General features: G+C 37.2%; 22 protein-coding genes and 1 other RNA gene. 13 read left to right on the plus strand and 10 right to left on the minus strand.

Annotated features, from left to right (window positions below):
* Positions 1 to 123: 123 nt before the first annotated feature.
* Together APB85_RS16300 and APB85_RS16305 are read right to left on the minus strand one after the other, a co-directional pair.
* Positions 124 to 618, minus strand: a complete 495-nt coding sequence (locus tag APB85_RS16300) for a hypothetical protein (protein WP_057480778.1) — start codon at positions 616 to 618, stop codon at positions 124 to 126.
* Positions 619 to 768: 150 nt separating this feature from the next.
* On the minus strand, positions 769 to 1368 hold the full coding sequence (locus APB85_RS16305) for a porin family protein (protein WP_057480777.1): 600 nt from the start codon (positions 1366 to 1368) through the stop codon (positions 769 to 771).
* 116 nt (positions 1369 to 1484) lie between these two features.
* Here APB85_RS16305 and xerD point away from each other — a divergent pair, with 116 nt between their 5' ends.
* Positions 1485 to 2381, plus strand: a complete 897-nt coding sequence (gene xerD, locus APB85_RS16310; protein ID WP_057480776.1) for a site-specific tyrosine recombinase XerD — start codon at positions 1485 to 1487, stop codon at positions 2379 to 2381.
* Positions 2382 to 2505: 124 nt separating this feature from the next.
* Positions 2506 to 3468, plus strand: coding sequence for an aldo/keto reductase (locus APB85_RS16315; protein WP_057480775.1), 963 nt, complete (start codon positions 2506 to 2508; stop codon positions 3466 to 3468).
* 135 nt (positions 3469 to 3603) lie between these two features.
* Here APB85_RS16315 and rny read toward each other — a convergent pair whose 3' ends face one another.
* The 4 genes from rny to APB85_RS16335 form a co-directional block, all read right to left on the minus strand.
* Positions 3604 to 5166: a ribonuclease Y gene (rny, locus tag APB85_RS16320; protein ID WP_057480774.1), complete on the minus strand. Its 1563-nt coding sequence runs from the start codon at positions 5164 to 5166 to the stop codon at positions 3604 to 3606.
* A 50-nt stretch (positions 5167 to 5216) separates the two neighbouring features.
* Positions 5217 to 5324, minus strand: a non-coding RNA gene (gene ssrS, locus APB85_RS16325) — 6S RNA.
* A gap of 52 nt (positions 5325 to 5376) precedes the next feature.
* Positions 5377 to 5670 carry a cell division protein ZapA gene (locus tag APB85_RS16330; protein ID WP_057480773.1) on the minus strand — a complete coding sequence of 98 codons (294 nt, stop codon included), beginning with the start codon at positions 5668 to 5670 and terminating at the stop codon, positions 5377 to 5379.
* Positions 5671 to 5675: 5 nt separating this feature from the next.
* Positions 5676 to 5966, minus strand: coding sequence for a DUF4164 family protein (locus tag APB85_RS16335; protein WP_057480772.1), 291 nt, complete (start codon positions 5964 to 5966; stop codon positions 5676 to 5678).
* A 182-nt stretch (positions 5967 to 6148) separates the two neighbouring features.
* Here APB85_RS16335 and APB85_RS16340 point away from each other — a divergent pair, with 182 nt between their 5' ends.
* Complete coding sequence (locus APB85_RS16340; protein ID WP_057480771.1) at positions 6149 to 7843, plus strand: M23 family metallopeptidase; 1695 nt, start codon at positions 6149 to 6151, stop codon at positions 7841 to 7843.
* Between the two features lie 198 nt (positions 7844 to 8041).
* Here the strand turns inward: APB85_RS16340 and APB85_RS16345 are convergent, their stop codons facing one another.
* On the minus strand, positions 8042 to 9214 hold the full coding sequence (locus tag APB85_RS16345) for a GlmU family protein (RefSeq protein ID WP_057480770.1): 1173 nt from the start codon (positions 9212 to 9214) through the stop codon (positions 8042 to 8044).
* A 145-nt stretch (positions 9215 to 9359) separates the two neighbouring features.
* The gene (locus APB85_RS16350; protein WP_037314972.1) at positions 9360 to 9611 is read right to left on the minus strand and encodes a type B 50S ribosomal protein L31; all 252 of its coding nucleotides are present in this window, start codon (positions 9609 to 9611) and stop codon (positions 9360 to 9362) included.
* Positions 9612 to 9759: 148 nt separating this feature from the next.
* Between APB85_RS16350 and APB85_RS16355 the strand changes: the two genes are divergently transcribed.
* Genes APB85_RS16355 through APB85_RS16370 form a run of 4 tightly spaced genes read left to right on the plus strand, consistent with a single transcriptional unit; the run spans position 9760 to position 14875 of the window.
* Positions 9760 to 10290, plus strand: coding sequence for a DUF4199 domain-containing protein (locus APB85_RS16355; RefSeq protein ID WP_057480769.1), 531 nt, complete (start codon positions 9760 to 9762; stop codon positions 10288 to 10290).
* Between the two features lie 4 nt (positions 10291 to 10294).
* A complete protein-coding gene (locus APB85_RS16360; protein ID WP_057480768.1) occupies positions 10295 to 11254 on the plus strand; it encodes a glycosyltransferase family 2 protein in 960 nt (319 codons plus the stop codon).
* 48 nt (positions 11255 to 11302) lie between these two features.
* Entirely contained in the window at positions 11303 to 13033 is a 1731-nt protein-coding gene (locus APB85_RS16365) for a phospho-sugar mutase (RefSeq protein ID WP_057480767.1), read from the plus strand.
* Between the two features lie 12 nt (positions 13034 to 13045).
* A complete protein-coding gene (locus APB85_RS16370; RefSeq protein ID WP_057480766.1) occupies positions 13046 to 14875 on the plus strand; it encodes an ABC transporter ATP-binding protein in 1830 nt (609 codons plus the stop codon).
* Between the two features lie 68 nt (positions 14876 to 14943).
* Here the strand turns inward: APB85_RS16370 and APB85_RS16375 are convergent, their stop codons facing one another.
* Positions 14944 to 15297: a hypothetical protein gene (locus APB85_RS16375; RefSeq protein WP_063870569.1), complete on the minus strand. Its 354-nt coding sequence runs from the start codon at positions 15295 to 15297 to the stop codon at positions 14944 to 14946.
* Between the two features lie 427 nt (positions 15298 to 15724).
* On the opposite strand from APB85_RS16375, the gene APB85_RS16380 reads away from it, so the two are divergent.
* The 3 genes from APB85_RS16380 to APB85_RS16390 are packed head-to-tail and all read left to right on the plus strand — an operon-like array spanning position 15725 to position 17272.
* A complete protein-coding gene (locus tag APB85_RS16380; RefSeq protein WP_057480764.1) occupies positions 15725 to 16270 on the plus strand; it encodes an RNA polymerase sigma factor in 546 nt (181 codons plus the stop codon).
* Between the two features lie 32 nt (positions 16271 to 16302).
* Complete coding sequence (locus tag APB85_RS16385) at positions 16303 to 16824, plus strand: hypothetical protein (RefSeq protein ID WP_057480763.1); 522 nt, start codon at positions 16303 to 16305, stop codon at positions 16822 to 16824.
* A gap of 1 nt (position 16825) precedes the next feature.
* The gene (locus tag APB85_RS16390; RefSeq protein ID WP_057480867.1) at positions 16826 to 17272 is read left to right on the plus strand and encodes a hypothetical protein; all 447 of its coding nucleotides are present in this window, start codon (positions 16826 to 16828) and stop codon (positions 17270 to 17272) included.
* A gap of 109 nt (positions 17273 to 17381) precedes the next feature.
* On the opposite strand, the gene APB85_RS16395 is transcribed toward APB85_RS16390, so the two are convergent.
* A complete protein-coding gene (locus APB85_RS16395) occupies positions 17382 to 18446 on the minus strand; it encodes a WD40/YVTN/BNR-like repeat-containing protein (RefSeq protein ID WP_057480762.1) in 1065 nt (354 codons plus the stop codon).
* Positions 18447 to 18627: 181 nt separating this feature from the next.
* Between APB85_RS16395 and APB85_RS16400 the strand changes: the two genes are divergently transcribed.
* The 3 genes from APB85_RS16400 (at position 18628) to purL (ending at position 24506) form a co-directional block, all read left to right on the plus strand.
* Positions 18628 to 19845, plus strand: coding sequence for an RsmB/NOP family class I SAM-dependent RNA methyltransferase (locus tag APB85_RS16400; protein ID WP_057480761.1), 1218 nt, complete (start codon positions 18628 to 18630; stop codon positions 19843 to 19845).
* 74 nt (positions 19846 to 19919) lie between these two features.
* Positions 19920 to 20489 carry a lamin tail domain-containing protein gene (locus APB85_RS16405; protein ID WP_057480760.1) on the plus strand — a complete coding sequence of 190 codons (570 nt, stop codon included), beginning with the start codon at positions 19920 to 19922 and terminating at the stop codon, positions 20487 to 20489.
* Positions 20490 to 20840: 351 nt separating this feature from the next.
* On the plus strand, positions 20841 to 24506 hold the full coding sequence (gene purL / locus APB85_RS16410; RefSeq protein ID WP_057480759.1) for a phosphoribosylformylglycinamidine synthase: 3666 nt from the start codon (positions 20841 to 20843) through the stop codon (positions 24504 to 24506).
* Positions 24507 to 24644 lie beyond the last annotated feature (138 nt).

Below are 24644 nucleotides of genomic sequence, written 5' to 3' on the forward strand. Positions count from 1 at the left end.
TGGTTGTCCCTGTAAAGGTAAAAATAAGATATACTTAAAGCATAAAAAAACCTTCAGAAAAACGAACATTCCTTTTTGGAAGCTCAAATTCTCTGAAGGGTCGTTTTGGTTGGCTAATTGTATCTATAATCCAAATTCAATTCCCGCATTTATAGCAGCGAAGCTACCGCCGTCTACACTAATTCCCGTATAAGAAAGTATGAGACCAATTTTTCCGAAGTTGAATCCTGCTTGCGGTTTGTAATAGAATCCACCATCATTACCATCATTAAGCCCAACGGCGTATCCTAGATCGGCACCAAAGAAGAAACCTCTTACTAAGGAAACTCGCCCGGAAGCTGCGATTGGCAGAAATGATGGATCATCAATTTCAAAATCGCCAAACTCACTATCTATATCCTCTATAAAAAACCGGGTATAACCCACTTTAGGTCCAACATAGAGCATATCGGCCACGCCCACCATATAGGCTAGATCTGCACCAAGTTGGAAATTGCTAACTTCTTCGATATCTCCTACGGGTAAACCAATGTTGGCACCAACCCGCAATCCGCTTTGAGCTTGTGAGGCAGCGATTCCTAATAATGTAAAACAAAAAATAAGTACTAGTCGTTTCATAATTATACATTTTTGGTTACTTACCTAAAGATATTACAAATAGCAATTAACAATCACTATATTAAACAAATACAGGATTTCAAGTATAAAAAAAGCGGAGAACCCAAGGCCTCCGCTTTTAATTTTCATAGGTATTGTTAACTCGTTATTCTAGAAAGAATACCCAATTCCAGCTTGAATAGCAGAATTGTTAATATCTGTATCTTCAATAACATCGGTAAAACCATAAGTATAACGACCCTGAATAAAGAATCCGTTATTGAACTTATATTCAAGTCCAGCGGCTCCACCAAATTCAAAATCCTGAGCATTGTTTAGTGCTACTTCCCCATCATCGTCAAGAGGTTGGTAGTCTAATTCTTCGTTTACCAGGAAATTAAAAGACGGTCCTGCCTGTAAGCTTAGACCTTCTACTAGATAAATTTTAGCTAATACCGGAACCTGAACATAGTCTAGTTGGTATTCTACATTATCGTCTACATCGGCAAAATTAGCCTGGTCTATACTAGCCTCTGTAAATCCTTGTGCTGAGTATAATACCTCAGGTTGGATAGAAAAACGATCAGCTACTGGTATTTCGGCTAATACACCAATATTAAAACCAGTACGAGAATCTGGACTATCAAAATAATCTCCGGTTACAGTAGAAAAGTTCACACCACCTTTTACCCCGAAATTCCAGTATTCCTGAGCAGAAACTGTGGTTGCTCCAAATAACACCATTGCGATAATTAAAATCGACTTTTTCATAACTTCTATTTTTGTTTGTTTAACTGACGCAAATGTAGGAACCGCCTTCTTAAAAAAAAGTTATGTAAACCTAAAGTATTACTAAGATTACAGCGAATTGTTTATATCTTTAACGTATGAAATGGGCTTCAGCACTACAGGACTATTGCAACTATTTACGCATAGAACGCGGACTTTCAGATAATTCAATTACCAATTACAGACTGGATGTTGTAAAACTTATCAACTTTTTAGACGTTAAAAAACATAAGGTCTCTCCTACCCAAATTTCCGAAGAAATTGTTCAGCAATTTATTTATGAGATCGCTAAAGAAGTCAATGCCCGCTCACAATCACGCATAATATCTGGTTTACGCGGATTTTTTAATTACCTGATCTTTGAAGATTACCGAAAAGATAACCCCCTGGACCTAATAGAATCTCCTAAAATAGGTCGAAAACTTCCAGATACTATTTCTACTGAAGAAATAGACCTGCTTATTGAAACGGTAGACCTAAGCAAAGCCGAAGGTGAACGCAATCGCGCTATTTTAGAGACTTTATATGGCTGCGGCTTACGTGTTAGCGAATTAACCGATTTAAAGATCTCTGACCTTTATTTTGAAGAAGGCTTTATCAAAATTACAGGGAAAGGCAACAAACAGCGCCTGGTTCCAACTTCAGACTATACCATGAAGTTTATCAACATTTATAAAGATGAAGTTAGAATTCATCAGAAAATAAACAAGGACGATTCAGATATCTTGTTTTTAAACCGGCGCGGAGGCAAACTTACGCGCGCAATGATCTTTACCATTATTAAGCGCTTAGCCGAAAAAGCCGGAATTAAAAAGAAAATAAGTCCGCATACTTTCCGTCATTCTTTTGCTACCCATTTATTGGAAAACGGCGCCGATCTAAGAGCAATTCAGCAAATGTTAGGTCACGAGAGTATCACTACTACCGAAGTCTATATGCACGTAGATCGCAAACATCTTCGGGAAGTTGTAGAGCAATTTCACCCACGACGCTAAAATGCTATTAAAGTTGGGTTAAAGCGCTTTTAAATCTTCTTATTGCCTTTATTTATTAGTAATTTCAAGCAAAACAATTTTAAAAAATTACTGTGGAAACTCTGTTTCCTTTAAAACCTAAAAAATGAAAACATTAAAATTTAAAAATGGCGATGAAATGCCAGCCATAGGTTTAGGAACCTGGAAATCTGGAAAAGAAGAAGTAAAAGAAGCTGTGAAATTTGCTTTAAATAATGGTTACAGACATATAGATTGTGCTGCCACTTATGGGAACGAAGACGCCGTTGGCGAAGCTTTTTCTGAAGTTTTTAATGAAGGAAAAATAAAGCGGGAAGAAGTTTGGATCACTTCAAAATTATGGAATAACGCACATAAAAAAGAAGATGTAATCCCTGCGCTTAAAAAAACTTTACAAGACCTTCAATTAGATTATCTTGACCTATATCTTATTCACTGGCCGGTAGCTTTTAAACCCGATGTGAGTTTTCCTGAAAATGATGAAGACTACTTATCCTTAGAGGAAGCGCCACTTATTGAAACCTGGAATATGATGCTGGAGGCCAAAAAGCAAGGCCTGGTAAAACACGTTGGAGTTTCTAATTTTAGTACAATGAAATTGGAAGAATTAATGGAAGAAGCCTCCGAAAGCCCTGAAATGAACCAGGTAGAACTTCACCCATATCTTCAGCAAAATGAATTATTAGAATTTTGTAGTAAGAACAAAATTCACGTGACTGCATTTTCTCCACTTGGCAGCGGCGATAGACCTGATGGCATGAAAGCGAAAGACGAACCTTCATTGCTGGAAAATCCTGTGATAAAGAAAATCGCTAAGAAACATGGAGCCACCGCAGGCCAGGTTTTAATCAAATGGAGCGAAACCCGTGGAACTGCCGTAATTCCTAAATCTACGAACGAGAGTCGTATTAGAGAAAACCTGCAAAGCACTGGGGTTAATCTGGATGAAACAGATTTAAAAGAAATTGCAGAATTAGATGAGCATTTTAGATATGTAACCGGGGAGTTTTTTGTTACCAAAGGTAACTCCTACGAGAACATTTATGACGACGACGATTACAAATCTTAAGTAGTTAAACCTACCGAAGACTTGTTCAACAAACACCAATAAAAAATGCCTTAGAAAATTTTCTAAGGCATTTTTTTAGTTCCTATTAAATCATAAGGTGTATAAAATTAGGCCCTATGAATTAATTTAAATTACCTACTTCGCGATATTAACCGCTCTGGTTTCACGAATTACAGTTACTTTAACCTGTCCCGGATAAGTCATATCGGTCTGGATCTTTTGAGAAATTTCAAAAGAAAGATTATTGGCTTTCTCATCGTTTACTTTTTCGCTCTCTACGATTACACGTAGCTCACGTCCCGCCTGTATAGCATAAGCTTTTTTCACTCCACCAAAACCGAAAGCAATATCCTCAAGATCTTTTAAACGTTGAATATATGAATCTAACACCTGTCTTCTAGCACCCGGTCTTGCACCGCTAATCGCATCACAAACCTGTACAATAGGAGACAATAAAGAATTCATCTCGATCTCGTCGTGGTGAGCTCCAATAGCGTTACAAACTTCTGGCTTTTCACCGTGCTTCTCTGCCCATTGCATTCCAAGAATAGCGTGAGGCGTCTCAGTCTCGGTTTCCGGCACTTTACCAATATCGTGGAGTAATCCGGCACGTTTGGCAAGTTTAGGATTTATACCCAGCTCCGATGCCATCACACCACAAAGTTTAGCAACTTCCCTGGAGTGTTGTAGTAGGTTTTGACCATAAGAAGAACGATATTTCATTCGTCCTACTAATTTGATTAATTCAGGGTTTAAACCGTGAATTCCTAGATCAATTACGGTACGCTTACCAATATCTATAATCTCCTCGTCAATTTGTTTACGGGTCTTTTTAACAACTTCTTCAATTCTCGCCGGGTGAATTCTACCATCGGTCACCAGTTTATGCAACGATAAACGAGCCACTTCCCTTCTAACTGAATCGAAACAAGAAAGAATAATAGCTTCGGGAGTATCATCTACGATAATTTCAACGCCGGTAGCGGCTTCTAAAGCTCTAATATTTCTACCTTCCCGGCCAATAATTCTACCTTTTACATCGTCGCTTTCCAGGTTGAAAACCGAAACGCAATTTTCTACAGCTTCTTCAGTTCCAATTCTTTGGATGGTAGTAATAATAATTTTCTTGGCTTCCTGCTGTGCAGTTAACTTAGCTTCTTCTACAGTATCCTGAATCAAGGCCATTGCATCTGTTCTTGCACTATCCTTCAAAGCTTCTGTAAGCTGTGCTTTAGCTTCATCCGCAGAAAGGCCTGAGATCACTTCTAATTGCTGAATTTGGCTGTTGTGAAGTTTATCTATTTCCTCTTGTTTCTTTTCAAGATATTCAATACGATGATTATAATCTGCCAGCTTCTCATCGAACTCCTTATTGAGTTTTTTGTTTTTGGAAAGTTCTCCTGAAACCTGAGATTCTTTATCCCTGATACGTTTTTCAGCATCATTCATCTTCTTATCGCGGTTCATGATCACTTTCTCATGTTCCGATTTTAGCTCAATGAACTTCTCTTTTGCCTGAAGAATTTTATCTTTCTTGATACTTTCTCCTTCAGATTTTGCTTCTTTTAGAATGTTGGCTGCCGTTTTCTTAGCATTTTTAATGGTTTGTGAAGCTCTCTTCCGCTCCAATTGTTTGGCTATTGCAAACCCTATTGCTATACCAACTACTCCAATAACTATATTTAATAATATGTCCATATTTAAAATTTATGTATAAAAAAAGCCTGTATTAGATAGGTTTTTGGATTAAACTCCTTAAAAACAAGTTTAGGGCTAACAAGCTGATCAAGAATCCGCTCTAAGGCGGCGCGCTTTTACAACTTAGACTCACCCTTTTTAAAGAATCTCTGTTGAGTTTATCAAAATATCACTAATACAGGCAGTAACCTTTATTTATTTAAAGAACGTTTACGATACTAAATGCTTCTGCAGCAAATCATTAAGCGATTTTAGTTTATTTTCTGCTTCAAGCGTATCTGTAGATCTATCTATATCTTTTTGCTCGGTTTGGGCGGCAAACTGCAAGGCACACATTGCCAATACATCCTGCTTATCCCTTACGGCATAACTTTGCTCAAATTGCTTAATCATAGCCTCAATTTTCTTGGCAGCCTTGCGTAAACCTTCTTCCTGTTGAGGATTAATAGTTAAAGGATATACACGATCTGCAATAGAAAGTTTTATTTTTAATTTATCGGCCATATATTTTATTCAGATAATTGAACAATGCATTGATCAATTTCCCTTATTAAGCTGTTTAATTTAAGCTTAGTCTCTGTTTTGAATTCGGTACTGCCCAGCATTGCATTGGCGGCTTTAAGGTTTTGAACTTCGAGATTAGATCCTTCCAATTTTTGGGCTAATCTTTGATTTTCTTCTTTTACAGTGGTCATTTCTGCCTCTAAAGAACTATGAACCTGCTTTAAATTTTCATACTTATGAAGCAGTTTACTAATCCTATTTTCAAGGCTATCAACGATTTCTGTCAATTCACTCATAAAAGCCAAATGTAATGCTTATCCCCACAAAGTTAACATTCGCACTCTAATATGCCAATTGTTTTTTCGTCTATTTTTAAAAATAAGCAAGACTATTGCTAAGTTTCTAAGCACTAAGGCTTTAATTTTTGGTTAAACTTTAATTAACTTTACAGCCCCATTAGACCCCTAAAGAATTTTATATGAAATCTATTTTAGCTGTTTTTCTTTTATTAATTAGTACGATAGCCCTGGCACAGCCAAATGTCCCGAAAGATTACTTTCAAAACCCATTAGATGTACCCCTGGTTTTATCAGGAACTTTTGGAGAATTACGCTCTAATCATTTTCACAGCGGTTTAGATATTAAAACCCAACAGAGACAGGGACTGGATGTAGTAGCTTCAGCCAAAGGATACGTTAGCCGAATCAATATTCAGCATTATGGCTACGGAAAAGCGCTTTATGTGCAGCATCCTAACGGCTACACTACAGTGTATGCCCATTTAAAGAAATTCTCGCCTGAAATTGAAGCTTATGTAAAGAAGCGCCAATATGCTAACGAAACTTATGAAATAGAACTTTTCCCTGAAGCGAACGAATTGCAAGTGGAAGCAAATGAGCTTATCGCTTTTAGCGGAAATACCGGTGGCAGTGGCGGCCCTCACTTGCATTTTGAAATTCGTGATGGTAGCCAACGCCCCATGAATCCAAAACTCTTCGGAATAGAAATCAACGATAATCGCGCCCCGATAATAGATGGCTTATATGCTTATCCTTTAGATGCAGATGCGCACATAAATAATTCCCGCGAGCGGCAAAAGATAAATCTTATTCCGCTGGAAGACGGTAGTTATATTGCTAATGAAATTGATGCCTGTGGTAATATTGGATTCGGAGTCTCTTCGGTAGATCAGCAAGATGGAGCACCTAACCGAAACGGAGTCTATCAAATTGAAGCCGAGTTAAATGGCGATCGTGTGTTCACTTTACCCTTTAAACGTTTTTCTTTTGCTGAAAGTCGACATTTAAATCAACTTATAGATTATGAATACTACAGCAAAAACAAAAAACGCATTCAGAAACTTTTTGTTGAAAACGGAAATCCCCTAAGCCTTTATGAAGATGTAGTCAATAAAGGAGAATTATATATTCAGGATAGTCTCAATTATAATTATACTATAAAAGTGAGCGATTTTGCCGGAAACGAACGAATAATAAGAGTTCCTATCCAGGGAATGCAGCGCAACGATATCCCGCCTAAAAAGGAAGAAAAAACAGATTATTTTGCGCAGGCAAATCAGCCGTTTGCTGCTGAAGCTAACGGAATGGATATCTATATCCCAAAAGGAAGTCTTTACAAAGACACTTACCTCGATATCGAATTTGGAGAGGACAAAGTGAAAGTTCATAACGACCACACCCCACTGCATACAAACATTACCATAGGCTTTGATGTAAGTGGATATTCTGCTGAAGAAAAAGAAAAACTGTTTATTGCCAGGCTAGGCTATAATGATCGCCCAAATTATTCCTCCACTTACAAAAAAGTAAACCGCTTTACGACCAGGACAAGAACTTTTGGGGAATACACCCTGGCTTCAGATGTTACATCGCCAAAAATATGGCCCACGAATTTTAATGATGGCCAGTGGATCTCCAACAACAGCACTCTACAGGTTAAGATAAGCGATGATCTATCGGGAATTAAGAGTTATCGAGCTACAGTTAATGGTAAATTCATATTGATGGAATATGAATATAAAAACAATACATTAACTCACGATTTTAGCGATGGCGTAGTCACTGAAACCGAAAATGAGTTGAAAATTATTGTAACCGATAATGTTGGAAACAGTAATATTTATGAAGCAACATTTTTTAGGAAGAATTCTTAAAAACAGAAGTAAGTTTTTAATGAAAGAAAATAAAAGGCTATTTGAAATATCTTTAATTCGTCATCCTGAATTTATTTCAGGATCTAAGTTGTTGCAAATTGCAACGTGTTAGAAGCTGAAACAAGTTCAGCTTGACGTAAATTAGATATTTCAGATAGCCTCTATTATTAAACTTTTGGAAAGTTATGTTTTAATAAACTAGCCTCTCCTCCACTTACTCGTTTCCTCAAAAACGTGCTCCAAAATCTTTTTATCTTCTTCAGAAAATTCTATGCTTCGGCGTTTCATAACGATTTCAGCAACTTCAAAAGCTTTTTCGGTTTTGTAAACCGTCGTTCCGGCGCTGCCACCCCAACTAAAACTAGGCACAAAATTCCGTGGAAATCCTGCTCCAAAAATATTCGCGCTAACGCCTACTACCGTTCCGGTATTGAACATTGTATTGATGCCACATTTACTGTGATCAGCCATCATTAATCCACAAAATTGTAACCCGGTTTTAGCAAAACCTTCGGTTTCATAATCCCATATGCGCACTTCGGCGTAATTATTCTTTAGATTAGAATTGTTGGTATCAGCACCAAGATTACACCATTCTCCTAAAACTGAATTCCCTAAATACCCATCGTGACCTTTATTGGAATTCGCAAAAAGTACTGCATTATTTATTTCACCTCCACCGCGACATCCGGGACCTAAAGTAGTTGGACCATAGATCTTGGCGCCCATCTTCACTAATGCACCTTCGCACACCGCTAATGCGCCCTTAATTAGACTGCCTTCCAGTATTTTAGCATTTTTACCAACATAAATTGGCCCGGTAGAAGCGTTAAGCGAACAGTTCTCTACCTCGGCACCTTCTTCAAGGAAAATTCGCTCAGGGTTTTTAACGTAATTAGATTCGTGGATAGGCTGAGATTTCCTGTCTTTAGTTAAAAGATCAAAATCAGCTTCAATAGCCTCCCCGTTTTTCGAAAAAATATCCCAGGAATTATTTATTTGAATTACCTCTCCGGCTAATTCTATTTGTTCATAATCACCTAAAGCTACTTCCTGGTCTTCGTAGGCATGAAAAGCCACAATATCTTCCTGATGAAAGATCGCCTGATTCGGCTTCAGGTTTTTTATTTGCATCAAAAACTCAGAATTTGGTAAAAAGGAAGCATTAATCATCACATTTTCCTCCAGTTCCACCATCGGCCATTTTTCGGCTAAATAATCTTCAGTTATTGTAGAAGTAGTAGATTTTAAAAGTAATTCCCATTTTTCTCGAATAGTAAGAATTCCTACCCTAATATCGGCAACAGGCCGGGTAAAGGTAAAAGGGAGTAAGCGGTTCCTGGCAGAACCGTCAAATAGTATATAATTCATCCGCACAAATTTAGGATTCAAAAATACAAATAAACTGCCTTGGCACAAGTTTCGGCAACTATAAGTTATGAATTAGCAAAAATTAGCGCATAAAAAAAGTCGCCTTAAAAAGGACGACTTTTTGGAATTATATATAACAAAAAACTTATTTCTTAAATTTCTTGTATTTGTTTTTAAACTTGTCAATACGCCCGGCGCTATCAACCAATTTGGTTTGCCCGGTGTAGTATGGGTGAGAAGTTCTGGAGATCTCCAACTTGATAAGTGGATATTCTGTACCTTCTACTTCTATAGTTTCTTTAGTGTTTGCGGTAGATTTGGTAATGAATACATCTTCGTTAGACATATCTTTAAATGCTACCAATCTATAATTTTCCGGATGGATTCCCTGCTTCATCGCTTTAGTTCTTTTAATTTTCGAGGTGCAAATTTAAGTAATTCAATTATAAAAACAAGGGTTAGACAAAATTATTTTTAATTCTTACGCAATGTAACGTTTTATTATATTTGCTTACTAACCGGTTGTAACTAAACAATCAAACATAATGGAAAATTCTAAAGCAAACTCTAAAGGCGTAATTCTTAATTATGGAGTACTACTCGGTATTTTATCTGTAGTTCTTGGCGTAATCATGTATGTAACCAATGATTATCTAAACCCGGGGTGGGTATATGGCACAATTGGTTTTATAGTTATTATTGTGGCAATCGTGTTAGGAATAAAGGCTTACAAATCTCAAAACAACAATTATTTATCTTTAAAAGAAGCTTTTAAACTAGGTTTGGGAATTGCATTAATTGGAGCTTTAATTAGCGTAGTTTGGCAGTTAATTTTAATGAATGTTCTTGAACCTGATTATATGAGCCAAATGGCTGATGTGCAGCGCACTCAAATGACAGAGAATTTTCCAAATATGAGCGAGTCTCAAATTAACGATGCTATGGAAATGAATGCAAAATTCTCTTCCCCGTGGATCGTTGCCGCTTTTGCAATTATTGGTAACTTGTTTTTTGGTTTTATAATAGCCCTTATAGCCGGCTTAATTATGAAATATAAGAACCCACAAGACGTATAAATACATGCAGATTTCCGTCGTTATTCCTCTTTTAAACGAAGAACAATCTCTAACTGAATTGTATAATTGGATCGCAAAAGTAATGCGGTCCAATTCCTTTTCACACGAGATCATTTTTATTGACGATGGCAGTACAGATGATTCCTGGAGAACCATTGAAGCTCTTGTAGACAGCGATAAAGCGGTTAAAGGAATTAAATTTAACAGAAACTACGGAAAATCACAGGCATTACACGCCGGTTTCTTAAGGGCACAGGGAGACGTGATTATCACTATGGATGCCGATCTGCAAGATAATCCCGAAGAAATCCCTGAACTATATAAACTTATTAAGGAGGATGGTTATGACCTTGTTTCTGGCTGGAAAAAGAAACGCTACGATTCGGTAATTTCAAAAAATATTCCTTCAAAAATCTTTAATGCCGCTGCAAGGAAAACTTCTGGAGTCAAACTGCATGATTTTAATTGCGGACTTAAAGCTTATAGAAAAGAAGTAATTAAAAACATTGATGTTTACGGCGAGATGCATCGCTATATTCCGGTGCTGGCGAAAAATGCCGGCTATTCAAAGATCACCGAAAAAGAAGTACAACACCAGGCCAGGAAATTCGGAAAAACAAAATTTGGTGCCGAACGTTTTCTTAATGGCTTTTTAGATCTTATCAGCATTTGGTTTCTTTCTAAATTTGGCAGAAGGCCTATGCACCTTTTTGGCGCCCTGGGAGTGCTCATGTTTATTTTCGGTTTTATCTCGGCCGGATGGATCGGTATTTCCAAACTCTACAAACTTTATCACGGTTTACCCAATGTTTTGGTAACTTCTAACCCCTGGTTTTATATCGCGCTGGCGGTAATGATAATTGGAACTCAATTATTCCTTGCCGGTTTTCTTGGAGAGCTCATTTTACGCTCTAAGCGGGAAAAAGAACGTTACCTTATCAATAAAACCACTTCAAATTTATAATGCCATTAAGGCATTAATCCTTATTTTTGTTTATCTAAACTTTTAATTATGGCTCAAAATAAACCAGAAATCCTGGCTAAGGCTAAAGCCTGGCTTACCGATATATTTGACGAAAACACTCAAAAAAAGATCAACCACCTTATAGAAAACGATCCAAAAGAACTGGAAGAGTCTTTCTATAAAAATGCAGCTTTTGGTACCGGTGGTATGCGCGGCATTATGGGCGTGGGCACCAACAGAATCAATAAATATACTCTAGGAAAAAACACCCAGGGACTTTCAAATTTATTGAAAACCGAATTTAAAGGTGAAAAATTAAAAGTAGCCATCGCTTACGATTGTAGAAATAATTCTAAAGAATTGGCGCAAATGGTAGCTGAAGTTTTTTCGGCAAACGAGATTGAAGTTTATTTATTTTCAGAATTAAGGCCAACACCAGAGCTTTCTTTCGCAGTTAAACACCTGGATTGTCACGCCGGGATCGTATTAACCGCTAGCCATAATCCGCCTGAATATAACGGCTACAAAGTATATTGGCAAGATGGTGGACAATTGGTTCCTCCGCAAGACACCAAGCTTGTAGATATAATTAATAAGCTGGAGTATAACGAGGTTAATTTTAAAGCAAAGCCAGAGTTTATTCATAAGATAGATAGTGAAGTAGATAAAGCATTCCAAGAAGCTTCAGTAGAAAACGGAAGTTTTAATACTTCGGCTTCGGCTAAAGACGATCTAAAAATAGTTTTTACCTCTCTGCACGGGACGGCTTGTAAGACCAATCCGCAAATTTTAGAAAAAGCAGGTTATAAAAATGTTTTTCTGGTAGAGGAGCAAAAAGAACCTAACGGAAACTTCCCAACGGTAAAATCTCCAAACCCGGAAGAACCAGAAGCCTTGAAAATAGCATTGGACTTGGCGGAAGAAAAGAATGCCGACATTGTTATTGGTACTGATCCCGACGGTGATCGTTTAGGAGTTGCTGTGCGTGATTTAAATGGAAAAATGATTTTGCTTAATGGAAACCAAACTATGCTTATCATGACGTGGTTTTTACTGGAAAAACACAAAGAGCAAAACAAACTTTCTAAAAACTCTTTTGTGGCTTCCACCATTGTTTCTACGCCAATGCTCAAAAATATTACCGAAAGCTATGGCGCACAATATCACGAAGTCTTAACCGGCTTTAAATGGATCGCGAAATTGATTAAAGATAATCCTGAGCTCGATTTTGTTGGTGGTGGTGAAGAAAGCTTCGGCTATATGGTTGGTGATTTTGTACGCGATAAAGACGCTGCAACCGCTACCCTACTCGCCTGCGAAATAGCTGCACAAATGAAAGCAAATGTAAGTTCTTTCTACGAACAACTATTGCAACTTTATACCGAACACGGACTTTACCGCGAAGAACTTACTTCTTTAGTGAAAAAAGGAATTGAAGGTGAGGCAGAAATAAAGCAAATGTTAGTAGATCTTAGGGAAAACCCATGGAAAGAGATAGATGGAGAGAAAGTGGTACTAATTGAAGATTATCACACTTCCAAAGCAAAAAACCTTCAGGAACGCATTGAAGAAGAGATCAATATTCCAAAATCTAACGTGCTTATTTACTATACTGAGAACGGAACAAAGATCGCTGCGAGACCTAGCGGTACAGAGCCAAAGATCAAATTCTATTTTAGCGTGAATTCACAACTGGATAAAGTTGAAGATTTTGATACTGAAAATGCGAAACTAGCCGATAAGATCCAGCGAATTAAAAATGAATTACAACTGGGCTAATCGCTCGTATTTATGACGTATTTAAAGAAGATTCTTCAGTTTGCAAAGCCTTATAAGCGTTTTGCAATACTTAATATTATTAGTAACGTTTTTTATGCGCTATTTAGCACCCTGGCGTTTATTTCTTTTATTCCAATGCTTCGGGTGCTTTTTCAGGAAGAAAAGCCTATTAGCACCAAACCGGTTTGGAATGGAGAATTTGGGAATATTAAAGATTTTGCTAATGATTATTCTAATTACTTTTTAAATCAACAGGTTGAACAATATGGAGAGATTGCCGCGCTGGTAAGTATTTGTATAACGGTAATTGTCTTGTTTTTTCTGAAAAACCTCTTCAATTATCTGGCGCTTTATTTTATTGCCAACCTTAGAAATGGGATGCTTAAAGATATAAGAAACCGTATCTACGACAAAATTGTGGAACTACCGGTTTCTTTCTTTTCTGAAAAAAGGAAAGGAGATTTTATTTCCAGGATCACCAGTGATGTTCAGGAAATCCAGACTTCATTTTTAAGCATGTTAGAGCTTTTTGTAAAGGAACCGCTTACGCTGATATTTACGTTAGTTTTTATGATTGGGATTAGTCCTAAACTAACGCTTTTTGTACTGGTTTTTCTTCCCCTGGCAGGTTTATTAATCTCCACAATAGGGAAGAAACTGAAATCACAATCTACCCAGGCGCAACAGGAAAACGCTAATTTTCTAACTATAGTTGAAGAATCACTTTCAAGTTTAAAAATTATTAAAGGCTTTAATGCTGAAGATAAATTCAAAAGAAAATTTTATAGCAGTACAGGCCGCTTAAATCAAATTTTAAATACGCTTTTGCATCGCCAGAACCTCGCTTCGCCTATGAGTGAATTTTTAGGGGTGGTGGTAATTACTATAATTTTATGGTTTGGTGGAAGAATGGTACTTATTGATAATACTATGGATGCCTCTACCTTTATAGGCTTTCTTGTATTAACCTACAATATTCTAACCCCGGCAAAAGCCATCTCTAAAGCAACATATTCTATCCAAAAAGGAAATGCCAGTGCAGAGCGAATCCTGGAAATCCTGGAAACCGAATCGACCATACAGGATGATAGAAATGCGGTGAAGAAAGAAAGTTTTGATGAGAATATTGAAGTGGAAAATATCAACTTTAGGTATGAGAAAGAGAATGTACTGAAGAATTTCTCCATGCAGGTTGAAAAAGGAAAGATGATTGCCCTTGTTGGCCAGTCTGGAAGTGGAAAATCTACCATAGCCAACCTCATAACCCGTTTTTATGATGTTAACGAAGGTGTGATTAAGCTTGACGGGCATAATATTAAAGGGATTACCAAAAAATCGCTTCGAAATTTAATGGGACTTGTCACCCAGGATTCTATACTTTTTAACGATACGGTAAAAAATAATATCGCTTTAGGTAAAGACAATGCCACGAAAGAAGAAATTATTGAGGCTCTAAAAGTAGCCAATGCCTGGGATTTCGTTAAAGAGCTTCCTGAAGGTCTTGAAACTAATATTGGAGACAGTGGTAATAAATTAAGTGGTGGGCAAAAACAACGTCTTTCTATTGCCCGTGCGGTACTTAAGAATCCACCAATTATGATTCTCGATGAAGCAACCTCTGCTCTGGATACAGAAAGCGAGAAACTGGTACAGAAAGCCCTGGAGAATATGATGAAAAATAGAACTTCTATCGTAATCGCGCATAGGCTTTCAACAATTCAAAATGCCGATAAGATTATTGTTTTACATCGCGGCGAGATCGTAGAACAGGGAAAACACTTAGAACTACTTGCCCAGAAAGGCACTTATCAAAAACTGGTAGAGATGCAATCTTTTGATTAGATGATAAAATAAAAAAAGCTGTCTGAGAATTTCCCAGACAGCTTTTATTATTTCAAAGATTCTTATTTCTACAGAATCAGCTCTCCATTTTTAAGTGCTTCATCTATATTAGCACTAATAGTAGTGTGAGTTCGAAAGAATTTTCTTCCATCTTCTCTTTTTAAAATTACGGTCGTTTCCCCGGCATCGTTTGTATTAATTTCAGCTACTTCTACCCTATTTCCTACAAGACTCTTGTAGTTTGCGATTCCACCTTTTTTAATAATAAAATTAGCCCTTGGTAAATCTAAGGATTTAAAATTTTGATTTTCAGCCTTATTTATTACTAAAATATCTCCAACCTTCACCGACTCGGTTTGGTTTTGTGCCTCAACTTGAAAGGCGAATATTAGCATAATCGGAATTAACAGTATATTTCTCATAACCATAATTTTTATTTTACAAAAATATACATAGAAATTTACCAAAATGCAATTTTAAAAGGTTTTTAGGAAAATTTTCACAGCTTAACATTTAAGCATAAAAAAAGGACAGAGTATACTCCATCCTTTTTTATAATTATTCTCATTTTGGGGCAAATAAGAATAAAAGATTTAATTCGTTTTCGTTTGGGGCAAAAAAAGACTAAATCATTTTGATATTGTAAATGTAGATTAGAAAAACCTATTTACCAAATAAAAAATGCACTTTATCCGCTTTTTATGCATTTTATCGATGAAGTACATTCCTGCAAAGAAGGATTTCTTAGTTCAATACTTTTATAAGCTGACTTTAAGAAGAATAAAGTTTTAACTACCTTTGGCTTCCGTTACACGGGATTCCACAAAATTTATTAAGACTAGCATCCCTTTGAAAACGTCCGAAGATCTACTTATTAAACGCTTACAGGAAAAAAAGACTTCTTCAGAAGCTTTTAAAGAACTGGTATCTTTATACAAAGAGCGTCTATACTGGCATATACGTAACATGGTCAAAGACCATGAGGATTCTCATGATGTTCTTCAAAATACCTTTATTAAGGTATTTAAAAATATTCATAATTTTAAAGGAGAAAGTAAGTTGTTTTCCTGGATGTATCGCATCGCTACTAACGAGGCGATTAGCTTTTTAAATAAAAGAGCTAAACGCAATCAGATCTCTTCAGAAGATCTGCAACAACAGCTTATTGCTAATTTAGAAAGTGATGTTTATTTTGAAGGTGATGAAATTCAGCTCAAATTACAAAAAGCAATTGCCAGTCTTCCGGCGAAACAACAACAGGTTTTTAATATGAAATACTTTCAGGAGTTAAAATACCGGGAAATGTCAGAAATTTTAGAAACCAGTGAAGGAGCGCTAAAAGCTTCTTACCACCACGCTGCTAAAAAAATAGAGGAATACTTAAAAACGAATTAAACCTTTTGTACTTTTTATAGTCAAATAAACAAATGAAGAAAGAAAAAATATCATATAATCCCAAGTCAGGTTTCAAAACCCCACCAGGTTATTTTGAGGGTTTTGAGCAGGAATTGCTGGAAAAAATGGAGCTTTCTGAAAGCCTGGGAGATAAAAAATCTACAGGTTTCAAGGCACCAGAAGGATATTTTGATGGGCTGGAAGATGAGTTGCTTGAAAAAGTAACTAAAACTGAACCTAAAGTACGCAAATTGGTTACCAAAGAGGTTTTCCTTTATGCAGCGAGCATTGCAGCAATGGTTATTGCTTTTGCCAGTACATTCTATATTAATCCCGAAAACCAAACAAGCTGGGAAAACGTAGAACTTTCTGTGATGGAGAGTTATATAGACAATAATAACATAGATCTCTCTACCGGTGAAATTTCAAATTATATTTTTCAACAAGGTTATATCGTAGATGATACCGATTTAGATAAGGTAGACTCTGAAGCTATGATGAATTATCTTGATGAAAATTTAGAAGAACCTCTTTATATATTAGATGAAGATTAATATGAAAAACCTACTTATAATATTACTCATGTTTTCTGGATTGTGGCAAATGCAGTCACAGGAAAAAGACGATTCACATCGCGAGAAAATTAAAGAGTTAAAAACCGCATTTTTCACTCAGGAATTAAATCTTGACAAGAAAAAAGCACAGCAGTTCTGGCCAATTTATAACGAATATGAATCTGAGTTGCACAAATTAAGAAAGCGAGAGCATAGAGATATTCCTAACCTGGAATGTATTACCGAAGATGATGCTGAAAATATGTTAGATGAATATGTCGCGATAGAAAAACAGGATTATATTCTAAAACAAAAGCTTTTTAATGATCTAAAAGAAATAATGACCGCCCAGGAAATCATTAAGCTTCATAAGCTGGAAGATGAATTCCATAAAAAATTAATTAAAGAATACCGCGCCCGTAAAGAGCGCGAAAAGCAGGAAGAATAGGATGCCTTAATGAATCCGAACATTTAAACCTCGATTATCGAGTAAAGTTTAGTTTTTTGGTTAGTTAGTAGTTAGTATCCCGGTGGATTTAGGTCTGCCGGGATTCTTTTTACCTAAAAGTGAGTTTTGCAATTCGTCCTTTTCCAGCAGCATAAGCAACCGAATCGTTTTTAAACCTCAGCGTATAAAAACCTTCATTAGAAAGTTCTTCCCATGTTTCTCCTGAATCTTTAGAAATTGAAATTCCACTAAAACCGGTAGCAATGATTTTTTCGCCTCCAGTATTTGGTATAAATCGCACACTACTTTTGTAACCCGGCTCCTCGCCTTCTGCAATTAATTCCCAGGTTTTACCGCCATCTGTGGTAATAGCTTTATTCCCGGTATTCCCTTCAGGATTGGTATAATCACCTCCTAAAATTATCCCAAAGTTTTCATCATAAAAATCCATGGTATATCCTCCGGTGGTTGCTTTTCCATCCAGCAATGGAGTATCAAAAACCTCCCAGGTCGCTCCTTTATCAGGTGAAAAATATACACGCGAAGTCATCCCTCCCGATAAAATCCAGGTTTTATCGCCCTTAATAGCAATATTAGAATTACTCGCTGCAAAGGCTGCTTCACCTTCGATAACTTCAGGTAAAAGATCACAACTTAATTTTTTCCAGGTTCTACCTCCATCACGAGTAATGATTATGGATATACAATTATTGGTAGGATCGCCTATTGCAATTCCCTCTTTATTATTCCAAAAAGTCATCGCATCATAAAAGGCTTTTTCATTTTCTTCTTTATAAACTAATTCCATAGCGCCAGAATCTCCAGTTTTATAAAGCAATGCAGGACTTCCAACGCTCAGCATAAAAAAGTCATCGTCGGTAGCAGCCACAGCCCTGTATTCAGGAACCAGGCTGTCATATTTCTGGGTATTGGTGCGCCAGGTGTTATCGCCAAAACTATACATCCCAAAAGTTCCTTTATTGGCGGCAAAAGCAAGGTTATTCCCTATTATTTCAATAGCCCTAATACTTAATGAATCTTCTTCTAGAATAGTTTGGATTTCTACTGAAGAAAAATCCTTTGTCCCTTTCTGTTGCATTTTATTTTCAGCGTCTTTTTCATTTTTACAACTACTAAATATCAAAATCAGGCAAAAAACAACAAGTCTATTCATAGGTCGGGTTTAAATCGTTTTGTAAAATCCATTCAAAGATAAATTTTTCCGAAGTAAATCAACGCATAGTAATCTCCCAAGTACTCATAGAAACGTCATTTTAAATTCGAGTTAAGCCTGGAAGCATTTAAATGTCAATTATCGACTAAAAAACATACCTTTGCAAATTCAAAATTTAATTATGCGGTTACACAGGAATTTGGTTTTCGCAACCATGGATGCCTTAAATGAAATTTTTAATAATGGTAAATATGCCGACAAGGTCATTGAGCAAACCCTAAAACGTGATAAGCGTTGGGGCTCGAGAGATCGTAGTTTTATTGCCGAAACCGTTTACGATATTGTTCGCTGGAAAAGACTTTATGCCGAAATTGCTGAAGTAAAAGAGCCGTTTGATCGCGAAAATTTATTTCGACTATTTACGGTATGGGCTACCTTGCGAGGAATTACCTTACCAGACTGGCCACAATTTGAAGGCACTCCTACCCGAAGAATTAAAGGGAAATTTGATAGTTTAAGTAAAATTAGAAAATACCGCGAATCTATTCCCGACTGGATGGATGAGCTTGGAGTAAAAGAACTTGGCGAAAAAGTTTGGGAAAAAGAGATCGCAGCGCTAAACTTGCAAGCGCCGGTAATTTTAAGAGCCAACACTCTTAAAACTACCAAAGACAAATTACGCAGTGCTCTTAAGGATGAAGAAATAATTTCTGAACCTTTAAAAGGATATAAAAGCGCTTTAAAACTGGAAGAACGTGGAAACGTTTTTAGAACCCAGGCTTTTAAAAACGGCTTTTTTGAAGTTCAGGATGCATCCTCTCAACTTGTAGCTGAATTTCTTGAAGTAGAACCCGGAATGCGCGTGGTTGATACTTGTGCCGGTGCCGGCGGGAAAACGCTTCACCTGGCTGCTTTAATGGAAAACAAAGGCCAGATTATCGCTACCGATATCTACGGAAATAAACTTAAAGAACTTAAACGCCGCGCCAAACGTGCCGGCGCTCACAATATAGATCCGCGTGCAATTGATTCTACAAAAGTGATCAAAAAACTTTACGGAACTGCAGATCGCGTACTTATAGATTCCCCTTGTAGCGGACTCGGAGTTTTAAGCAGAAATCCAGATGCTAAATGGAAATTGCAACCTGAATTTATAGATAGGCTTATAAAAACCCAGGCCCAAATAATTGAAACTTACTCTCGCATTGTAAAACCGGGAGGAAAAATGGTTTACGCAACCTGTTCGGTTTTACCTTCTGAAAACGAGAAGCAAGTCGAAAATTTCTTAAAGAATACCGAAGAAGGGAAAAAATTCAAATTGGTTAAAGAACAAAAGATACTTTCTTCTGAAACCGGTTTTGATGGATTCTATATGGCACTTTTAGAGAAAAAAGCTTAAGGGTTTATACCCAAATTTTTTGATTGAATCAATTTCAGGTGGAATCCTTTTATTTTACCCGAAATTGATTCCTGATGAAAAAATATTACTTTATACTCCTTTCTATATTTATTTATTCCTGTTCCGAAGATAAAGCTACGCTTCCTGAAGAACTTCCACCGGAAAATAATTTTTCTACTGAAATCTTCTTTTCAGAATATATTGAGGGCACTTCCTTCAATAAAGCACTCGAAATTGTAAATCTTACAGGGGAAAATATCGATCTGGAAGCTGAAGCTTATTCAATTAGAAAACAATCTAATGGCGCAGGCGACTGGATGGGAGAAGTTATCCTTCAAGGCAATCTAGCTCATAATTCAACTTTCGTTATCGCTAATGAGTCTGCAGATATTTCTGAAATCACGTCTAAATCCAATCAATTAAAAACCGGCGCACCACTAGATTTTAACGGCAACGATCCTGTAGGGCTTTTTAAAGATGGAGAATTAGTAGATATAATTGGGCAAATGGATAATCCTGAAGATTTTGCCAAAGACCAAACCTTAAGAAGAAAACAATCTATAACAGAACCTTCTCTTGAATACAAAGCTGAAGATTGGAACGTTTATGAAACTAATAATGTAGAAGATTTGAGCAATTACTAAAGCTTTTTCCTTATTTCTGCAAGGGGGTGTTTTAGGTATCATCAGGGAAGTCCATATATTCCGAAAAAATAACTCGCCAGGAATAAACAAATATTTAGATGTGGTAATTTTCCTGCAAGGTCTTTTTTCTACCTTGTAGGTTTTGTTTCAAATATTGAAACCTACACGATTGAAAGAACCTTGCAGGAAGTCAGTGCATATTCTTTCGGTATGTATAAAAAATTCGACACATTAAAAATATTAGTAAATTCGTGGCAAAACTTCCACAATATTTTCTGTATTAACTTCCTGAAATATTTCCCGTAAAAAACCTAAATTTGTGCTTATTCGAACAACACAAAACAACATAGAATGATCCTTTTCTTTGGAGACCAGGCCACCAAGGTTTTTGCGGTAGAAACGCATACCAACCTTACGGCTCAAGACATCACAAAATTAAACTGGCTTTTTGGCAATACACAACAAATCAACAAATCTGCTCTGGCAGATTTTTTTGTTGGTCCCCGTGCCGCAATGATTACGCCCTGGAGTACTAACGCGGTAGAGATTACCGAGAATATGGGCATTCACGGAATTATTAGAATTGAGGAGTTCTTGCGAATAGATAAGAACTACCACGATTTTGATCCGATGCTTTCCCAAAAATATGAAGGTTTAGACCAGGATATTTTTGATATTCATATCAATCCCGAGCCGATCATTGAAATAGATGATATTGCAGCATACAACCAGCAGGAAGGTCTCGCACTTAATGTAGAAGAGGTTGCTTATTTACAGGGATTAGCCAATAAATTAGGCCGAAAACTTACCGATTCTGAAGTTTTTGGTTTCTCACAAGTGAATTCTGAACATTGCCGCCACAAGATCTTTAATGGCACTTTTGTGATTGATGGAGAAGAAAAACCTAGCTCGTTGTTTAAAATGATCAGGAAAACTTCGGAAGAAAATCCGAACGAGATCGTTTCAGCATATAAGGATAATGTAGCTTTTATAAATGGCCCACGAGTGCAACAATTTGCCCCGAAACTTCCAGACGTTCCTGAATTTTACGAAAATAAGGATTTTGATTCGGTTATTTCCATAAAAGCCGAAACCCATAATTTCCCCACTACGGTAGAACCTTTTAATGGTGCTGCCACCGGAAGCGGGGGCGAAATTCGTGACCGACTTGCCGGAGGTAAGGGTTCTTTACCTTTAGCCGGAACAGCAGTTTATATGACATCTTATTCCAGGCTTGATAAAGACCGAAAATGGGAAAATGGGATGAAAGAACGCGATTGGTTGTACCAAACGCCGATGGATATTTTGATCAAAGCTTCTAACGGAGCTTCAGATTTTGGAAATAAATTCGGACAACCTTTAATTTCTGGTTCTGTACTGACTTTTGAGCATTCAGAGCATCAACGAAATCTAGGTTACGATAAAGTAATTATGCTTGCCGGTGGAATTGGCTATGGAAAAGCCAACCAGGCGCAAAAAGATATTCCGAAGAAAGATGATAAAATAGTAATTCTTGGTGGTGAAAATTACCGGATTGGAATGGGCGGTGCCGCAGTTTCTTCAGCAGATACCGGGGAGTTTGGAAGCGGTATTGAATTAAACGCTATTCAAAGAGCCAACCCAGAAATGCAAAAACGTGCTTCAAACGCAGTACGTGGAATGGTAGAAAGCGAAGAAAACCCAATTGTTTCTATTCACGATCACGGTGCGGGCGGACATTTAAACTGCCTTAGCGAACTCGTAGAAGAAACAGGAGGAAAAATAGATTTAGATAAATTACCTGTTGGTGATCCTACGCTTTCCGCAAAAGAAATCATAGGAAACGAATCCCAGGAAAGAATGGGCTTGGTAATTGGCGGTGAAAATTACGAAATCCTTCGCAGGGTTTCAGAACGCGAGCGCTCTCCTATTTACCAGGTTGGCGAGGTAACCGGCGACCACAGGTTTACTTTTGAAGGATCAAAATCAGGTCAAAAACCAATGGACCTGGAACTTTCTGATATGTTTGGAAGTTCGCCAAAGACCATTATGGAAGATACATCGGTTAATAGAAATTATGACGATGTAGTTTATTCTTCAGAAAATATAAAAGATTATCTAACTCAAGTCCTTCAACTCGAAGCCGTTGCCTGTAAAGATTGGTTGACCAACAAAGTTGACCGTTGTGTAACCGGGCGTGTAGCTAAACAGCAAACCGCAGGCCCCTTGCAACTTCCTCTAAACAATTGCGGGGTGATGGCACTGGATTATAATGGAAAAGAAGGTGTGGCGACCTCAATTGGTCATTCCCCTGTTTCAGCATTAGTTGATCCCGTTGCGGGTTCTAAAAATTCTATTGGCGAGGCCCTTTCCAATATTATTTGGGCACCATTGGAGAAAGGTTTAAAATCTGTTTCCCTTTCTGCAAACTGGATGTGGCCTTGTAATAACGAAGGCGAAGATGCCAGGCTTTATGAAGCCGTTCAAGGGGTTTCAGATTTTGCGATCTCCCTGGGAATAAATGTTCCTACCGGGAAAGATTCGCTTTCTATGAAACAGCGCTATAAAGATGGCGAGGTGCTTTCTCCGGGAACGGTAATCATTTCGGCAGCCGGGCATTGTGATGATATTAGTAAAGTAGTAGAACCTGTTTTACAAAAAAATGGAGGAGATATTTATTACATCAATTTATCTCAAGACAGTTTTAAACTTGGAGGATCTTCTTTTGCTCAAATTCTGAATAAAGTCGGGAAAGAAGTACCTACGATAAAAGACGATAAGAAATTTGCCGATGCTTTTTATAACATCCAGGGCTTAATTAAGCAGGATCTAATTCTTGCCGGGCACGATGTGGCTTCAGGCGGATTAATTACCACGCTTTTAGAAATGTGCTTTGCAGATAATAATCTTGGCGCCGATTTAGACCTTTCAGCATTAAATGAAAAAGACAGTGTTAAGCTCCTTTTTAATGAAAACTGCGGAATTGTTTTCCAGGCAAAAGATGATACGGCTGAAAAAGTACTTAGCGATAACAAAATTGAATTCTTTAAAATAGGAAAGGTTACCGAAGGAAACGAACTGCAAATTAAAAACGGTTCAGGAAATCTGAATTTCAATATTTCTGAATTGCGTGATGTTTGGTATAAAACTTCTTTCTTATTAGATCAAAAACAAAGTGGTGTAGATAAAGCTACCGAGAGATTCAATAATTATAAGAATCAGCCGCTGGAATTTAAATTTCCAAAGAATTTTACAGGACTTCTCGACTCCGCTCGAAGTGATAAGAAACGTATTAAAGCAGCGATTATTCGGGAAAAAGGTTCTAATTCTGAACGCGAAATGGCCAGAGCGATGCATTTGGCAGGTTTTGATGTGAAAGACGTGCATATGACGGATTTAATTTCGGGAAGAGAAACTTTGGAAGATATTAGATTCATTGCCGCTGTTGGTGGGTTCTCTAACTCTGATGTTCTTGGAAGTGCCAAAGGTTGGGCCGGGGCATTCTTGTACAATGAAAAGGCAAAAACCGCTCTTGACAATTTCTTTAGCAAAACAGATACTCTATCTCTAGGCGTTTGTAATGGGTGCCAGCTTTTCGTAGAATTAGGATTAATAAATCCTGAGGACGAAGAAAAGCCAAAAATGCTTCCTAACTCTTCACACAAGTTTGAGTGTAATTTTACTTCGGTAGAAATAAAAGAAAACAATTCTGTGATGCTTGGCTCACTTGCCGGAAGTAAACTCGGAATTTGGGCAGCACACGGTGAAGGGAAGTTTAGCTTTCCGTATAAAAAAGAGCATTATAATATTGTTGGAGAATATGGCTATGATAAATACCCGGCTAACCCCAACGGCTCCAATCACAACACCGCGATGTTAACCGATTATTCTGGAAGGCATTTGGTAATGATGCCGCATTTAGAACGTTCTACTTTCCCCTGGAACTGGGCATATTATCCAAAAGACAGGAAAGATGATAAAGTGAGCCCGTGGCTGGAAGCTTTTGTAAATGCCAGAAAGTGGCTGGAGGAAAAATAAATTTTAATCATTATAGTTTAAAAACGCCCGATAATATTTTTTATCGGGCGTTTTTATTTCTGAATTAACCAGGTGATTATCAAATTAATAAATCAACATTCGCAAAGAGCTTCCTCTCACTTTCATTACTCCCATTTG

It is taken from the genome of Salegentibacter mishustinae (assembly GCF_002900095.1).
In the GTDB taxonomy this organism is placed as follows: domain Bacteria; phylum Bacteroidota; class Bacteroidia; order Flavobacteriales; family Flavobacteriaceae; genus Salegentibacter; species Salegentibacter mishustinae.

Coding starts and splice junctions, on each gene's coding strand:
- APB85_RS16300 (WP_057480778.1), bottom strand. CDS start 618: ATGAAACGACTAGTACTTATTTTTTGTTTTACATTATTAGGAATCGCT.
- APB85_RS16305 (WP_057480777.1), bottom strand. CDS start 1,368: ATGAAAAAGTCGATTTTAATTATCGCAATGGTGTTATTTGGAGCAACC.
- xerD (WP_057480776.1), top strand. CDS start 1,485: ATGAAATGGGCTTCAGCACTACAGGACTATTGCAACTATTTACGCATA.
- APB85_RS16315 (WP_057480775.1), top strand. CDS start 2,506: ATGAAAACATTAAAATTTAAAAATGGCGATGAAATGCCAGCCATAGGT.
- rny (WP_057480774.1), bottom strand. CDS start 5,166: ATGGACATATTATTAAATATAGTTATTGGAGTAGTTGGTATAGCAATA.
- APB85_RS16330 (WP_057480773.1), bottom strand. CDS start 5,670: ATGGCCGATAAATTAAAAATAAAACTTTCTATTGCAGATCGTGTATAT.
- APB85_RS16335 (WP_057480772.1), bottom strand. CDS start 5,966: ATGAGTGAATTGACAGAAATCGTTGATAGCCTTGAAAATAGGATTAGT.
- APB85_RS16340 (WP_057480771.1), top strand. CDS start 6,149: ATGAAATCTATTTTAGCTGTTTTTCTTTTATTAATTAGTACGATAGCC.
- APB85_RS16345 (WP_057480770.1), bottom strand. CDS start 9,214: ATGAATTATATACTATTTGACGGTTCTGCCAGGAACCGCTTACTCCCT.
- APB85_RS16350 (WP_037314972.1), bottom strand. CDS start 9,611: ATGAAGCAGGGAATCCATCCGGAAAATTATAGATTGGTAGCATTTAAA.
- APB85_RS16355 (WP_057480769.1), top strand. CDS start 9,760: ATGGAAAATTCTAAAGCAAACTCTAAAGGCGTAATTCTTAATTATGGA.
- APB85_RS16360 (WP_057480768.1), top strand. CDS start 10,295: ATGCAGATTTCCGTCGTTATTCCTCTTTTAAACGAAGAACAATCTCTA.
- APB85_RS16365 (WP_057480767.1), top strand. CDS start 11,303: ATGGCTCAAAATAAACCAGAAATCCTGGCTAAGGCTAAAGCCTGGCTT.
- APB85_RS16370 (WP_057480766.1), top strand. CDS start 13,046: ATGACGTATTTAAAGAAGATTCTTCAGTTTGCAAAGCCTTATAAGCGT.
- APB85_RS16375 (WP_063870569.1), bottom strand. CDS start 15,297: ATGAGAAATATACTGTTAATTCCGATTATGCTAATATTCGCCTTTCAA.
- APB85_RS16385 (WP_057480763.1), top strand. CDS start 16,303: ATGAAGAAAGAAAAAATATCATATAATCCCAAGTCAGGTTTCAAAACC.
- APB85_RS16390 (WP_057480867.1), top strand. CDS start 16,826: ATGAAAAACCTACTTATAATATTACTCATGTTTTCTGGATTGTGGCAA.
- APB85_RS16395 (WP_057480762.1), bottom strand. CDS start 18,446: ATGAATAGACTTGTTGTTTTTTGCCTGATTTTGATATTTAGTAGTTGT.
- APB85_RS16400 (WP_057480761.1), top strand. CDS start 18,628: ATGCGGTTACACAGGAATTTGGTTTTCGCAACCATGGATGCCTTAAAT.
- APB85_RS16405 (WP_057480760.1), top strand. CDS start 19,920: ATGAAAAAATATTACTTTATACTCCTTTCTATATTTATTTATTCCTGT.
- purL (WP_057480759.1), top strand. CDS start 20,841: ATGATCCTTTTCTTTGGAGACCAGGCCACCAAGGTTTTTGCGGTAGAA.